At 44.9% G+C, this 15681-nt stretch carries 10 protein-coding genes and 3 rRNA genes; 7 read left to right on the top strand and 6 right to left on the bottom strand.

Features of this window, described 5'->3' with window-relative positions; genetic code table 11:
* Positions 1-4: 4 nt before the first annotated feature.
* Positions 5-436, bottom strand: coding sequence for a rhodanese-like domain-containing protein (locus J8Z25_RS03015; RefSeq protein ID WP_130049716.1), 432 nt, complete (start codon positions 434-436; stop codon positions 5-7).
* Between the two features lie 192 nt (positions 437-628).
* On the opposite strand from J8Z25_RS03015, the gene gpmM reads away from it, so the two are divergent.
* The 4 genes from gpmM to J8Z25_RS02995 are packed head-to-tail and all read left to right on the top strand — an operon-like array spanning position 629 to position 5414.
* On the top strand, positions 629-2173 hold the full coding sequence (gpmM, locus tag J8Z25_RS03010; RefSeq protein ID WP_250661665.1) for a 2,3-bisphosphoglycerate-independent phosphoglycerate mutase: 1545 nt from the start codon (positions 629-631) through the stop codon (positions 2171-2173).
* Between the two features lie 3 nt (positions 2174-2176).
* Entirely contained in the window at positions 2177-3316 is a 1140-nt protein-coding gene (locus J8Z25_RS03005; RefSeq protein WP_130049718.1) for a murein hydrolase activator EnvC family protein, read from the top strand.
* Positions 3317-3351: 35 nt separating this feature from the next.
* Positions 3352-4620, top strand: coding sequence for a S41 family peptidase (locus tag J8Z25_RS03000; protein WP_130049719.1), 1269 nt, complete (start codon positions 3352-3354; stop codon positions 4618-4620).
* Positions 4621-4655: 35 nt separating this feature from the next.
* Complete coding sequence (locus J8Z25_RS02995) at positions 4656-5414, top strand: divergent polysaccharide deacetylase family protein (protein WP_167658225.1); 759 nt, start codon at positions 4656-4658, stop codon at positions 5412-5414.
* A 270-nt stretch (positions 5415-5684) separates the two neighbouring features.
* Here J8Z25_RS02995 and rrf read toward each other — a convergent pair.
* The 5 genes from rrf to rph form a co-directional block, all read right to left on the bottom strand.
* A 5S ribosomal RNA gene (gene rrf / locus J8Z25_RS02990) occupies positions 5685-5799 on the bottom strand.
* Between the two features lie 124 nt (positions 5800-5923).
* Positions 5924-8806, bottom strand: a 23S ribosomal RNA gene (locus tag J8Z25_RS02985).
* Positions 8807-9084: 278 nt separating this feature from the next.
* Positions 9085-10625: ribosomal RNA gene (locus J8Z25_RS02980) — 16S ribosomal RNA — on the bottom strand.
* The 16S, 23S and 5S rRNA genes sit together here, the layout of an rRNA operon.
* A 607-nt stretch (positions 10626-11232) precedes the next feature.
* The gene (gene pyrE / locus J8Z25_RS02975; RefSeq protein WP_054554229.1) at positions 11233-11877 is read right to left on the bottom strand and encodes an orotate phosphoribosyltransferase; all 645 of its coding nucleotides are present in this window, start codon (positions 11875-11877) and stop codon (positions 11233-11235) included.
* Between the two features lie 22 nt (positions 11878-11899).
* On the bottom strand, positions 11900-12613 hold the full coding sequence (gene rph / locus J8Z25_RS02970) for a ribonuclease PH (RefSeq protein WP_130049721.1): 714 nt from the start codon (positions 12611-12613) through the stop codon (positions 11900-11902).
* A 181-nt stretch (positions 12614-12794) separates the two neighbouring features.
* Between rph and J8Z25_RS02965 the strand changes: the two genes are divergently transcribed.
* The 3 genes from J8Z25_RS02965 (at position 12795) to J8Z25_RS02955 (ending at position 15603) form a co-directional block, all read left to right on the top strand.
* Positions 12795-13655: a YicC/YloC family endoribonuclease gene (locus J8Z25_RS02965; RefSeq protein ID WP_167659147.1), complete on the top strand. Its 861-nt coding sequence runs from the start codon at positions 12795-12797 to the stop codon at positions 13653-13655.
* Between the two features lie 351 nt (positions 13656-14006).
* Positions 14007-15263 carry a tyrosine-type recombinase/integrase gene (locus J8Z25_RS02960; RefSeq protein WP_250661664.1) on the top strand — a complete coding sequence of 419 codons (1257 nt, stop codon included), beginning with the start codon at positions 14007-14009 and terminating at the stop codon, positions 15261-15263.
* Position 15264: 1 nt separating this feature from the next.
* Positions 15265-15603, top strand: coding sequence for a hypothetical protein (locus J8Z25_RS02955; protein ID WP_250661663.1), 339 nt, complete (start codon positions 15265-15267; stop codon positions 15601-15603).
* Positions 15604-15681 lie beyond the last annotated feature (78 nt).

The following is a 15681-nucleotide window of genomic DNA, read 5'->3' as shown; positions in this document are numbered from 1 at the left end:
TTGTTTAACGACCGGTCGTTGTTGGTAAGCTAGCTGATTGCCAAGCGCCCATACCGCCCGCTAATACATAAACACGCTCAAAACCGGCTTTATGCATTGCAGTTGCGATACCTGAGGCAGTCATGCCCGTGGTACATACTAGTATAATGGGTTTAGTCTTAAACTTTTCAAGGCTTGAAAAATCAGATTGCTTTGCTTTTTCTGGATTTAAGTGAGTTGCGCCTGCAATACGGCCAGAGTTAAACTCTTTTTGTGCACGTATATCAACGACTTGACCATCATCACGGTTAATTAGCAAAGTAAGTTGCTGTGGATTGATTTGACGAATAGCCGAAAATTTACTTTTAAACCAACTGCTGATCAGCATTGCGACTAATGCCAACCAGATAATGCTCAAAACCGGATGATTTGAGATAAATTCAATATATTGATCCATGCGTTTTCCACTAAGAAATTTAGATACCACAGCGCATAGCCATGGGTTAATTAAAATTTGCCACGCAAGTATACGTGCTTGAATTGAAAATGCTAGGGCGTGAAATATTTTAATATGACATATTGATAGCTGATCAAAACCATAAAACACGGTATGCTAGTGATATATAAGTGCCAATCTTCAGGAGCTATAATGACAGAGCATAAAAAACCATTGGTATTAATGATCTTAGACGGTTGGGGATACCGTGAAGACACAGAAAGTAACGCTATTCTTGCTGCTAATACCCCAGTACTCGATAACCTTTGGGCAACCCGCCCACATACATTAATTTCAGGTTCGGGACTTGATGTTGGTTTACCTGCAGGACAAATGGGTAACTCTGAAGTAGGCCACGTAAATTTAGGTGCTGGCCGTATTGTTTACCAAGATTTCACTCGCATTACTAAAGCGATTGATGATGGTGAGTTCGATAGCAACCCAGCACTTGTTGATAATATTGACAAAGCTGTAAAGGCTGGCAAAGCCGTTCATATTATGGGTCTTTTAAGCCCAGGTGGTGTTCATAGTCATGAAGATCACATTGTCGCAACGATTGAACTTGCAGCCAAGCGCGGTGCAAAAGAAGTTTACTTTCACGGTTTCTTAGACGGCCGTGACACGCCGCCACGCAGTGCAAAAGCATCAATTGAACGAATCGAAGCCGTATTTACAGAACTTGGCTGCGGCCGTTTAGCTACGCTTGTTGGTCGTTACTATGCAATGGATCGTGATAACCGTTGGAACCGTGTCGAGCTTGCTTATGACGTTATGGTTAGTGGTATTGCTGAATACAGCTATACAGATGGCGTTACCGCACTTGAAGCCGCTTATGCACGTGACGAAAACGATGAATTTGTTGCTGCAACAACTGTTGTGCCAGAGGGCCAATCAGCTGCTGAAATTAATGACGGTGATACAGTTATTTTTGCTAACTTCAGAGCTGACCGAGCACGTGAAATGACTCGTGCCTTTGTTGATGCTGACTTCAGTGGTTTTGATAAGAAAAAATCACCGAAGTTAAGCGCTTTTGTAATGATGACTGAGTATGCAGCAGACATCAATGCGCCGATTGCATTTGCACCGGAACCTTTAACAAACGTATTGGGCGAATGGTTAGAGAAACAAGGTAAAACACAGCTACGTATTTCTGAAACAGAAAAATACGCACACGTTACCTTCTTCTTCAGCGGTGGCCGTGAAGATGAATTTGTTGGTGAGACTCGCGAACTGATCCCATCACCTCAAGTAGCAACCTATGATCTGCAACCAGAAATGAACTCTGAAATGCTGACCGATAAACTTGTTGAAGCAATCGCTAGCGGTAAATACGATGCTATCATCTGTAACTACCCTAACGGAGACATGGTAGGTCACTCAGGTGTATTTGAAGCTGCAGTTAAAGCTTGTGAAGCAGTTGATCACTGTATTGGTCGTGTGGTTGCAGCACTTGAAGAACATGGCGGTGAAGCTCTCATCACAGCCGATCATGGCAATGCTGAACAAATGGCTAACCCAGCAACGGGGCAAGCACATACTGCACATACAAGTGAGCCTGTGCCATTTATCTATGTTGGCCGTGATGCAACACCGCATGATGGTAAGACATTAAGTGACGTGGCACCAACCATGCTCCACCTACTCGGCTTAGAGCAGCCAAGTGAAATGACTGGTAAACCAATCATGACGCTGAAATAAGCTATGAGTAAATGTATTAACCACTTCCTTAAAATTGGTTTAATACTGACTTCATTAGTAGCAACTTCGGTTGTTGCTAATGAAGATCAAACCAAAAAAGACCTATCAGATATTCAATCAGCTTTACAAAAAACAGAGGCTGAACTTAAAGGTCAACGCAAGTCAATTGCCCAAATGCGCAAAGATCTCCGCGCCCATGAACTCGACATTGCTAAAAATGCAAAAGCATTAAATCTTGCAGCCCAATCGGTTAAAGAAAACGAGCAACAACAGCGTGAACAGCAAGCAAAGGCACAAAAGCTGAAAGCCCAACAAGCACAGCGACAAACCTTATTAGCTGCACAGTTAAAAAGTGCTTACATGGCTGGTAGCCATGACTACTCAAAAATGCTGCTTAACCAGCAAGACACTGCCAAAATTGAACGTACACTAAGTTATTATAATTACTTAAATAAAGCACGCATCGAACAAATTGAAGAGCTCAAAGCACTGCAGCAAGAAATTGCAGACAACCAAGCTGAACTTGAAAAAACTAAACAACGCCTAGTTGCTTTATATGACGAACAAAAAAGACGTCAGCAAGCCTTAGTCAATGCACAGCAAGAACGTAAAACTAACCTCAATAAACTACAATCAGCATTAAAAGAAACAAAGAGCTCAATTGATTATCTAAAAGAAAACGAGCAAACCCTAATAACCGCAATAGAAGAGCTAGAACAAGAACGAAACCAAAAAGTAGAACTTCTAGGCTTACAAAGTAGTAAAGGCAAACTTGACTGGCCAACTAAAGGGTCATTACGCCATCGCTTTGGGCAACGTAAGCACGGCAACATAGATTGGAAAGGCGTACTTATCAGCGCTAAAGAAGGCAGTAATGTAAAAAGCGTACAGAACGGCCAAGTTGTTTACGCTGACTGGCTAAATGGCTTTGGTTGGGTTATCGCTATTGATCATGGCGATGGTTTCATGAGCTTATATGGCCACGCACAAACTCTACTTCGCGATGTTGGCGACCTTGTTAGAGAAGGGGAGACAATTGCTTTAGTAGGTCAAAGCGGCGGACAACCGGATCCTGGTCTATACTTCGAAATACGCCACAAAGGACGCGCAGTAAATCCTGTAAAATGGTGCAGACGCATTTAATTGATTAAATAGCTGCACTCTATGAGGAGCAGCTGATGCTAAAAACTAAACATTCTTGCAAAGCACACTTTTCCCCAGCTAAGTTTTTCACTCAGCTGTCTTTAATGATGCTTATAACCTTTCTCTGCCTGATGCTGCAATCGTTTCAGGCTAATTCTAAGCCCTCGTTACAGTCTCTTCAGCATCATGAATTAAACGAAATCCTTTTTAATATTCATACGTATTATGTAGATGATCTTAAACTACAAAATTCATTTGTTAACCAGCCAGATAATTTACAAGTCGAAGAATTGTTCGAACGCCTTGACCCTTATTCAAAGTATCTGGATGAGAATGAGCTCGATGCCATCTTCAGTAGCACTAATGGTCGATACACAGGACTAGGTATCGAAGTCAAAGTAGAAGATGGTCGAGTATTTATAGTCAACATCATTGATAAATCACCTGCAGCAGTTGCTGGTTTACAAGTAAATGATGAAGTTATTGGTATAAACCAACAGCCAATTATAGATAAAAGCATTGAAGAAGTAGCGAAATTAATTCGTGAAAGCGGGCAAAGCGCTGTCGATGTAGCAGTTAAAAGGGAGAAAGAAGCTGAGCTCAACTTCTCGATTAAACGCCAACAAATTAATTTGCAGAGCGTTAGTGGCTATTTAGCAGATACAGGCGTTGCACTAATCAGTATCAATGCATTTAACAATCACACACTGCACGATGTTGCTCGAGAACTTGCAAAAATGCAAGTCACCAATAGCTTTCCACTTTCTGGGCTAATAATTGATTTACGTGACAACCCTGGTGGTACATTACAAGGGGCCATTGAAGTCGCTGATCTGTTTTTAGATAACGGCACTATTGTTTCAACCAGAGGTCGCTTCAACGAAGCTAATCAAAAGTATCAAGCGCATAAGGGTGACATACTCAATGGTGCCCCTATCGCCCTACTTATTAACGAGAACTCAGCATCTGCGGCTGAAATACTCGCAGCAGCATTAAGAGATAATCAACGAGCAGTGCTAATTGGCGAAACCTCATTTGGTAAAGGCTCTGTGCAGTCGCTTATTCCATTAGGTAACGGTAATACAGCATTAAAACTGACCACAGCACGCTATTACACACCTGCAGGTCAATCAATCGATGGTAAAGGGATTCCCCCAGATGTGAGTATTAATCAAACAATGCTTTCAGAAATTGACCAAGACGTTATAATAAAAAACATTCAAGAATTGGCGCTTTTTAGCTCACTTCTAGATAGACAAGACAAAAAGCAACTTACAGCAAAGCAGCTAGTTATTATGCAGTAAGTAAATGCTCACAATGGATATAATAATTACAAAAAGTGAATCTACGAACAGGCTTATTACTCGCCGTATGTTGCCTACCGCTATTCTGCCAAGCAAAGCAAATAGCCATAGTAATCGATGATATAGGTAATCATCAGCGCGATCTTGAAATATTAAAATTACCAGGGCAAGTGACATTCTCAATCTTGCCCCATACCCCCTATTCGCAAATTTTTGCAGAGCGCGCCAGTAAAACTCATAAAGAATTGCTTTTACATGTTCCAATGCAAGCGCTTGATAAAAGCAAAGCGCTTGGTCCAGGAGCCCTAACAGATACCATGACTAAGTCCGAGTTACAAACAACTCTCGGGCATGCGTTAGCCTCATTGCCACAAGTAAAAGGTGTCAATAATCATATGGGGTCTGAGCTAACACAGCTAACTGAGCCTATGAAATGGACCATGGAAGTCCTAAAAAAGCGTGGTTTGTACTTCTTAGATAGTCGAACAACTAGCCAAAGTGAAGCGCAAAATGTTGCCAACCTTTATGGTGTCGCAAACGTATCTCGTCATGTATTCCTTGATAACAATGTCACCCAAAGCCAGCTACAACATCAACTTGAAGAACTAAAGACCAAAGCTGAGCACTTCAACTATGCAATCGCTATTGCACACCCCTACCCAGAAACCGTTGCATTTCTACAGCAAGCACTCCCAAAACTACAACAGCAAGGCTTCGAACTTGTTCCACTCTCACAGCTAGTAGAAACCAAATACATTCAATTAGCCAAGGCTGAACAAAGACAAGGGGAGTAAGCTGAACAAAACACGATTTGCGAGTTAGAAAGAGTAAGTCATAAAGGTTCTAGGTTCTAGGAAGAGTGTAGTTGTAGGAATGGCTTTAGCCATGAATGTGTTTGTTAAGGTCTAGATTCGGCACTGACGTGCCTCCTACAGGGTTTTGTTGCTGAGGGAGTCTCTGTAAAAAACAACCCCACATTTCAGCTGACGTCTGACGGCTGAAAGCTGAAAGCTCCAGACGCAAAAAAGCCCGACTCTTTCGAATCGGGCTTTCTTTAATTTGGAGCCTGGCAATGTCCTACTTTCACATGGCAAATGCCACACTATCATCGGCGCTGTTTCGTTTCACTACTGAGTTCGGCATGGGGTCAGGTGGGTCCAAAACGCTATTGTCACCAAGCAAATTTGGGTCGTTAATCGCCTTAGCAATTAACTAAAATTCGGAATTCTGATATCAAGTAAATGTCTACTTTAGTTTCTTAACTTCTGTCTGTTACGCTGTCACAAAACGCGTTTGGCGTTGTATGGTTAAGCCTCACGGGTAATTAGTACAGGTTAGCTTAATGGCTCGCACCACTTCCACATCCTGCCTATCAACGTTGTAGTCTTCAACGGCCCTTCAGAGACTTTAAAAGTCTAGTGAGAACTCATCTCGAGGCCTGCTTCGCGCTTAGATGCTTTCAGCGCTTATCAGTTCCGAACGTAGCTACCGGGCAGTGCCATTGGCATGACAACCCGAACACCAGCGGTTCGTTCACTCCGGTCCTCTCGTACTAGAAGCAACCCCTCTCAATTCTCAAACGCCCACGGCAGATAGGGACCGAACTGTCTCACGACGTTCTAAACCCAGCTCGCGTACCACTTTAAATGGCGAACAGCCATACCCTTGGGACCGACTTCAGCCCCAGGATGTGATGAGCCGACATCGAGGTGCCAAACACCGCCGTCGATATGAACTCTTGGGCGGTATCAGCCTGTTATCCCCGGAGTACCTTTTATCCGTTGAGCGATGGCCCTTCCATTCAGAACCACCGGATCACTATGACCTACTTTCGTACCTGCTCGACGTGTCTGTCTCGCAGTTAAGCTGGCTTCTACCATTACACTAACCGTACGATGTCCGACCGTACTTAGCCAACCTTCGTGCTCCTCCGTTACTCTTTGGGAGGAGACCGCCCCAGTCAAACTACCCACCAGGCACTGTCCGTAATCCCGATTAGGGACCAACGTTAGAACATCAAAACTACAAGGGTGGTATTTCAAGGACGGCTCCACAAAGACTAGCGTCTCTGCTTCAAAGCCTCCCACCTATCCTACACATGTAGGTTCAATGTTCAGTGCCAAGCTGTAGTAAAGGTTCACGGGGTCTTTCCGTCTAGCCGCGGGTACACAGCATCTTCACTGCGATTTCAATTTCACTGAGTCTCGGGTGGAGACAGCGTGGCCATGGTTACACCATTCGTGCAGGTCGGAACTTACCCGACAAGGAATTTCGCTACCTTAGGACCGTTATAGTTACGGCCGCCGTTTACCGGGGCTTCGATCAAGAGCTTCGTCCGAAAACTAACCCCATCAATTAACCTTCCGGCACCGGGCAGGTGTCACACCGTATACGTCATCTTGCGATTTTGCACAGTGCTGTGTTTTTAATAAACAGTCCCAGCCACCTGGTCACTGCGGCTCCCGTCCGCTTAGAGAGCAAGTCTCATCACAGATAGGAGCGTACCTTCTCCCGAAGTTACGGTACGATTTTGCCTAGTTCCTTCACCCGAGTTCTCTCAAGCGCCTTAGTATTCTCTACCTGACCACCTGTGTCGGTTTGGGGTACGATTCGGTATAATCTGAAGCTTAGAGGCTTTTCCTGGAAGTATGGCATCAACAACTTCACACCCTTAGGTGCTCGTCTCGTGTCTCAGTCTTAAGAGTCCGGATTTTCCTAAACTCTCAACCTACTCACTTTCACATGGACAACCAACGCCATGCTTGTTTAGCCTGCTCCGTCCCCCCATCGCAATTATACCAAGTACGGGAATATTAACCCGTTTCCCATCGACTACGCCTTTCGGCCTCGCCTTAGGGGTCGACTTACCCTACCCTGATTAACATGGGATAGGAACCCTTGGTCTTCCGGCGTGCGGGTTTTTCACCCGCATTATCGTTACTCATGTCAGCATTCGCACTTCTGATACCTCCAGCATACCTCCCGGTACACCTTCAACGGCTTACAGAACGCTCCCCTACCACTCAAACAAAGTTTGAATCCGCAGCTTCGGTGCATAGTTTAGCCCCGTTACATCTTCCGCGCAGACCGACTCGACCAGTGAGCTATTACGCTTTCTTTAAAGGATGGCTGCTTCTAAGCCAACCTCCTGGCTGTCTGGGCCTTTCCACATCGTTTCCCACTTAACTATGACTTTGGGACCTTAGCTGGCGGTCTGGGTTGTTTCCCTCTTCACGACGGACGTTAGCACCCGCCGTGTGTCTCCCGGATAGTACTTTACGGTATTCGGAGTTTGCAAAGGGTTGGTAAGTCGGGATGACCCCCTAGCCTTAACAGTGCTCTACCCCCGTAAGTATTCGTCCGAGGCTCTACCTAAATAGATTTCGGGGAGAACCAGCTATCTCCCGGTTTGATTAGCCTTTCACTCCTAGCCACAGGTCATCCCCTAACTTTTCAACGTTAGTGGGTTCGGTCCTCCAGTTGATGTTACTCAACCTTCAACCTGCCCATGGCTAGATCACCGGGTTTCGGGTCTATACCTTGCAACTAAACGCGCAGTTAACGCTCGCTTTCACTACGGCTACCCTAATCGGTTAACCTCGCTACAAAATATAAGTCGCTGACCCATTATACAAAAGGTACGCAGTCACCCTCGAAGGGCTCCTACTGCTTGTACGTACACGGTTTCAGGTTCTATTTCACTCCCCTCACAGGGGTTCTTTTCGCCTTTCCCTCACGGTACTGGTTCACTATCGGTCAGTTGGGAGTATTTAGCCTTAGATGATGGTCCACCTATATTCAGTCAAAGTTTCACGTGCTCCGACCTACTCGATTTCACTTAAGATGCATTTTCGTGTACGGGACTATCACCCTGTATCGTCAAACTTTCCAGAATGTTTCACTAACACATAATAAGCTTAAGGGCTGGTCCGGTTTCGCTCGCCGCTACTTCCGGAATCTCGGTTGATTTCTGTTCCTACGGGTACTTAGATGTTTCAGTTCTCCGCGTTCGCCTCGTTAACCTATGTATTCAGTTAACGATACCTGCAAGCAGGTGGGTTTCCCCATTCGGAAATCCTAGTCTCAAGCGCTTTTTACTAGCTTGACTAGGCTTATCGCAAGTTAATACGTCCTTCATCGCCTCCAACTGCCAAGGCATCCACCGTGTACGCTTAGTCACTTAACCATACAACCCAAACGGGTCTTTGTTAGTGACAGCTGTTAACTTCGCCAGAAGTTAATTCATCAAATAATGATGAGAATACTAAAGTAGATACCAATTAATCTTTCGATTAATGGCATATTTTTTACTTTTGAAAACTCTTTATAGATACAAGTATCTATAAGAATTTTAATATCAGCTTTCCAAATTTTTAAAGAGCATATTAATTAGTTAAACCAAGTGGTTTAGCTAACTAACAATCATCTGTGTGGACACTACGAACAAATAAGTTCTAAATCGTATAAGGAGGTGATCCAGCCCCAGGTTCCCCTAGGGCTACCTTGTTACGACTTCACCCCAGTCATGAATCACTCCGTGGTGAACGTCCTCCCGAAGGTTAGACTATCCACTTCTGGAGCAACCCACTCCCATGGTGTGACGGGCGGTGTGTACAAGGCCCGGGAACGTATTCACCGCATCATTCTGATATGCGATTACTAGCGATTCCGACTTCATGGAGTCGAGTTGCAGACTCCAATCCGGACTACGACGCACTTTAAGTGATTCGCTTACCCTCGCAGGTTCGCAGCACTCTGTATGCGCCATTGTAGCACGTGTGTAGCCCTACACGTAAGGGCCATGATGACTTGACGTCGTCCCCACCTTCCTCCGGTTTATCACCGGCAGTCTCCTTAGAGTTCCCGACCGAATCGCTGGCAACTAAGGATAGGGGTTGCGCTCGTTGCGGGACTTAACCCAACATCTCACAACACGAGCTGACGACAGCCATGCAGCACCTGTATCAGAGTTCCCGAAGGCACCAAACCATCTCTGGTAAGTTCTCTGTATGTCAAGTGTAGGTAAGGTTCTTCGCGTTGCATCGAATTAAACCACATGCTCCACCGCTTGTGCGGGCCCCCGTCAATTCATTTGAGTTTTAACCTTGCGGCCGTACTCCCCAGGCGGTCTACTTAATGCGTTAGCTTTGAAAAACAAGTCCGAAGACCCGAGCTTCTAGTAGACATCGTTTACGGCGTGGACTACCAGGGTATCTAATCCTGTTTGCTCCCCACGCTTTCGTACATGAGCGTCAGTGTTGACCCAGGTGGCTGCCTTCGCCATCGGTATTCCTTCAGATCTCTACGCATTTCACCGCTACACCTGAAATTCTACCACCCTCTATCACACTCTAGTTTGCCAGTTCGAAATGCAGTTCCCAGGTTGAGCCCGGGGCTTTCACATCTCGCTTAACAAACCGCCTGCGTACGCTTTACGCCCAGTAATTCCGATTAACGCTCGCACCCTCCGTATTACCGCGGCTGCTGGCACGGAGTTAGCCGGTGCTTCTTCTGTAAGTAACGTCACAGCTAAGTGCTATTAACACTTAACCTTTCCTCCTTACTGAAAGTGCTTTACAACCCGAAGGCCTTCTTCACACACGCGGCATGGCTGCATCAGGCTTGCGCCCATTGTGCAATATTCCCCACTGCTGCCTCCCGTAGGAGTCTGGGCCGTGTCTCAGTCCCAGTGTGGCTGATCATCCTCTCAAACCAGCTAGGGATCGTCGCCTTGGTGAGCCATTACCTCACCAACTAGCTAATCCCACTTGGGCTAATCTTATGGCGTGAGGCCCGAAGGTCCCCCACTTTGGTCCGTAGACATCATGCGGTATTAGCAGTCGTTTCCAACTGTTGTCCCCCACCATAAGGCATATTCCCAAGCATTACTCACCCGTCCGCCGCTCGACGCCAGAGGTGCAAGCACCTCTTCGTTTCCGCTCGACTTGCATGTGTTAGGCCTGCCGCCAGCGTTCAATCTGAGCCATGATCAAACTCTTCAATTAAAAGTTTTTTCTGTCCCGAAGGACATGCTCAATGAATTCTGAATTTTGATTCTTTCGAATCGAATTGACTGCGCTGAAACAAGTAAACTTGTTTCCGTTGGTCACTCAGTTCAATTGAGACTCTAAATTTGTTTGCGTCATCTAGCGAACTAGAATCGGCTGTTAGAACTCAATCTGTACGAGTGCCCACACAGATGATTGCTTTATATTGTTAAAGAACGTTTGAGATACTTTCGCGTCTCAAGGGCTGTGCATTCTACGCAAGCCGTTATTTTTGTCAACACTTAATTTTGAGAAAAGTTTATTTTTTCAAAACTCAGTCTTACTTGACTCAACCAACTCGTCGTTTTGCTTTTTTGTAAGCAGTCCGCCGTGTCGGTGGATGCGCATTATAGGGATACGGCGAATTAACGCAAGCACTTTTTTGAGAAAACTTTAAAAAAACTACCTTTTGAGTTCTTTTTAATCTAAACAGCACAAAAGAGAAACTTTATTAACGCTTCAGTAACTTTTTAGCCGTATTTAAGGCTATAAAAGCACAAATGTCCATAAACAAAAAAGCCCAGCAACATAGCAGGGCTTTTTATATAGTTTGCGTTTTTAGCTGTTATGCAATGCCGTATTGATCACGGTATGCTTTTACTGCAGCTAAATGCTCATCCATTGTGCCTTTCGCTTCTAGGTAACTAATTAAGTCAGCTAGTTTTACTATCGAGATAACTTTAGTGCCGAAGTCACGCTCTACTTCTTGAATAGCAGATAACTCAGCTTTACCTTTCTCTTGACGGTCAAGTGCAATTAAAACACCACTTAAGTCTGCACCATTATCTGCAATAATTTCCATAGACTCACGAATAGCTGTACCCGCAGTGATCACATCATCGACTAACATGATCTTACCTTTAAGTTCAGAACCTACTAATGTGCCACCTTCACCGTGTGCTTTTTTCTCTTTACGGTTGAAACAGTAAGGTACATCTTTGTCGTGGTGATCAGCTAAAGCCACGGCTGTAGTCGTCGCAATTGGAATACCTTTATAAGCAGGGCCAAATAACACATCGTAATCAATACCTGCATCTTCAAGTGCAGCTGCATAGAAGCGACCTAAACGTGCAAGGTCACGACCTGTATTAAATAAACCAGCGTTGAAGAAATAAGGACTAGTGCGACCAGACTTTAAAGTAAACTCACCAAACTTAAGCACCTGCTTTTCAAGTGCGAATTCAATAAACTCTTTTTGATAATCTTTCATAACTAATAAACCTACTTCTTTATTATGCTAATGCTTGCTTTTGAACGTCGATAATTTCACGAATTGAGTGCTTAGCTAATGTAAGTAGCTCATCTAGTTCCTCGAATGAGAAAGGTTCGCCTTCAGCTGTACCTTGGATTTCGATGATTTTGCCAGTTTCAGTCAAAATCACGTTCATATCTGTTTCGGCTTCAGAATCTTCTAGATACTCAAGGTCACTAATTGGCTGGCCTTTATATACACCTACAGAGATTGCAGCAATCATATGCTTAAGTGGGTTTGAATTGATCATACCTTTACTACGCATATAAGTTAGCGCATCAACTAATGCAACGCACGCGCCACTGATTGATGCTGTGCGCGTACCACCATCAGCTTGAATCACATCACAATCGATAGTAATGGTATTTTCGCCTAACGCTTTTAAGTCAACCGCTGCACGCAGTGCACGTGCGATTAAGCGTTGAATTTCCATAGTACGACCGCCCTGCTTACCGCGCGCTGCCTCACGACCATTACGAGTATGTGTTGAACGAGGTAACATACCGTATTCAGCCGTAACCCAACCTTTACCTTGGCCTTTCATAAAGCGTGGTACACCTGCTTCAACAGTTGCTGTACACAAAACTTTAGTGTTTCCAAACTCTACTAATACTGAACCTTCAGCATGCATAGTGTAATTACGTGTAAATGTAACCGGTCTAATTTGGTTAGGTGTTCTTTCGCTTGGACGCATTAACGATCCCCTTAATTCTGAATTTGCCACATTATAAGTCGATGTGGTGCTAGATGCCATGTTCATTTACATAATTAACTACATCAGAAAAACACATTTCAGAAAATTTACGCTAGAGGTTAAAAGCTGATTCGGTATAATCAGTCAACTTTGTAAATTCAATAACACTAGGAAATCATCCATGATCCACAGCATGACAGCTTATGCGCGCCGCGAAATTAAAGGCGAATGGGGCACTGGCACTTGGGAAATTCGTTCAGTTAACCAACGTTACCTTGAGACTTTTATCCGCGCACCTGAGCAATTTCGTGGCATGGAGCCAGTTATTCGAGAGCGTTTACGTAAACATTTACAGCGCGGTAAAGTTGAAGTTTTCTTAAAGTTTGCTGCAAATCCAGCGCATGTTGGTGAGTTAACGATTAACGAATCACTCGCAGAGCAATTAATTAAAAGCGCACAATGGGTGCAAAACCAAAGCAATGGTGACATTAACCCTGTTGATATTTTACGTTGGCCTGGCGTTATGGAAGCCGAAGAGCTAGATATGGATAGCGTAAATACAGCACTGATTGCTGGGTTCGATGAAGTCATTGAAGATTTCAAACAAGCTCGCGGCGATGAAGGTGCGAACTTACAAGAAATGATTGCGACTCGCCTTGATGCAATTTTAGAGCAAGTTGCTATTGTTGAAAGCCACTTACCAGAAATCGCTAAATGGCAACGTGAAAAACTAAACCTAAAGCTTGAAGAACTAAAAACAGACATCGACGAATCTCGCCTTGAGCAAGAACTTATTTACCTTGCACAAAAACAAGATGTTGCTGAAGAACTTGACCGATTAAAGTCGCATGTTAAAGAAACCAAAAAAATCTTAACTAAAGGCGGCGCATGTGGTCGACGTCTTGATTTTATGATGCAAGAGTTTAACCGTGAAGCAAACACGTTAGCATCAAAATCTATCAACAGTGACATCACTAACGCTGCGGTAGAGCTAAAAGTGTTAATTGAGCAGATGCGCGAACAAATTCAAAATATCGAATAGGTTTTTTACCCGTCCAAGAATGTCTTAGAAGCCCTGTTATTTGCTTGTAAATACAGGGCTTTTTTATTTTTCCCGTCCATATCGGTTTGCAGATGTCCGTTACCAGTTGCTGTTTAAGTGGTGGGCAAAATGGTGGGCAAGACCTGTTTTTTTGACTCAATAAGCAAAAAGTCAAGGTATCTGGTGAGCAGATTTTTGCATCTATCTCACCACCGCCTTATGCCATCTCCACTTATCGTGCTGCTTGCAGATTGTTCAATCACTCAACTATCGAACCAATCGATAAACAAACAGTGGTGGGCAATGGTGAGCAAATTTTAACGATTTCTTAGGAATATAGAGTAACAAACGATGGCAAAACTAACCGCAACTCAGGTGCAGTCTTATGCTCGCACCGCAGCAGCAAATAAAAAATACAATGATGGTAATGGCCTATATTTTTGCGTAAGAAAATCTGGCATGCCGTATTGGATGCTAAGGTATACCAGCCTAAACGGACGACGAGAAGCCACGCTCGGTCAATATCCAAGCATGACCTTAGCAGAGGCTCGACTTGAATCGTCTAAAATGCAGCTACAACTTCAGCAAGGTGAAGATCCATTAGCAATTCGCGCTATTGAAACCATCCCAGAGATCCAAAATGTCAGCCAGCTGTTTCAAGACTGGTATGCCAAAGACTTAAGTCGCCGGTTAAAGCACCCCAATATACCCAAACGTGTTTTTACCAAAGAAATTGCACCAGTGATTGGTCAACTTACTATCCAAGCCGTGCGGCCAACACATGTACGCGAAGTATTAGAGCGCATTCGAGAAAGTAACCGCCCTACCATTGCCAACGATACCTTGATGTATATGAAGCAGCTGTTTCGGCATGCGATAAAGCTAGACTTAACGCTGAACAACCCAGCCGCAGCATTTACCGTGGACGATGCCGGTGGCGTGGAGTCCAGTAAAGACAGGATGCTCAGCAAAGAGGAAATTCACTACGCCTTTAGCGTGTTTCATACCCATATCAATAGCTTTGGCCGCGACAACTACCTCGCTTGCTGCCTGTTTTTGGTGTTGGGTGTGCGCAAAAGCGAATTGTGCGAAGCCATGTGGCGTGAAATGGATTTAACCACGGGTGTGTGGGATCTACCCAAAGAACGCAGCAAAACCGGCGTCCCCATTAGCATCCCCTTACCGCGCCAAGCCATTGCCTGGTTTAACGAGCTGCAAGTCCGCGCTTGTGGCTCGCCTTATGTTTTCCCAGCCAGACGAGCAAGCCATCGCCCACATATGGGGCCAGATACACTCAACCGTGCCATATCTAAACTCTTTGGTCGCGAGCCTGGGCGCAAAAAGCAGCCTCCCAATAAAATGGGCAAACTTGAACACTTCACCGTACACGATTTGCGCCGCACCTTTCGCAGCCTTGCCGCCTCTTTGGGCATTGCAGGCAACGTAGCCGAACGCTGTCTTAACCATAAGCTAAAAGGTGTTGAGGGTATCTACGACCGCCACGATTACTTTGAAGAGCGCCGTATTGCCCATCAAACCGTGGCTGATGTGGTTGAACCGCTGGTGAACTTTGAGCCCCATTCGCAACAGCACGCAGGAGGGCGCTAATATGCAGTTTATGATGCGACTCGCCCCCATTACCTTTCCAATAGCCATGCTGGCAGGCCTTGGTTGGTGTATTGGCATTGCCTTACTCGATCAACCTCATGGTATAGGCTACGCACTGACTCGATATTGCCTGATGGTATTCGTGGTACTCGCTCCTTGGCTGACGCTAAAACTTACGTTCTACGTGATTGTCAGCCTAGGACGCAAACTGGGGCTCATCCCGCCAGCACGCCCAACGTACAGCCTAGGTTATGAAAAATCACTCTATTGGTTCAGAGTATTGGCCTTCTTCGATGGCAAACGCAGCCGCATGCCGAAAAGGCCCATCAGGCGAAACTAACAAGCCCCCATTTGCTCACTTACCGTGGGCAGTTGGGACTATGGGGCAACACTTGATATGCCGAGCTTTAGAGGGTGA

It is taken from the genome of Pseudoalteromonas sp. SCSIO 43101 (assembly GCF_023650775.1).
Lineage (GTDB): Bacteria > Pseudomonadota > Gammaproteobacteria > Enterobacterales > Alteromonadaceae > Pseudoalteromonas > Pseudoalteromonas apostichopi.
This window is presented reverse-complemented; position numbering and strand designations above follow the sequence as displayed.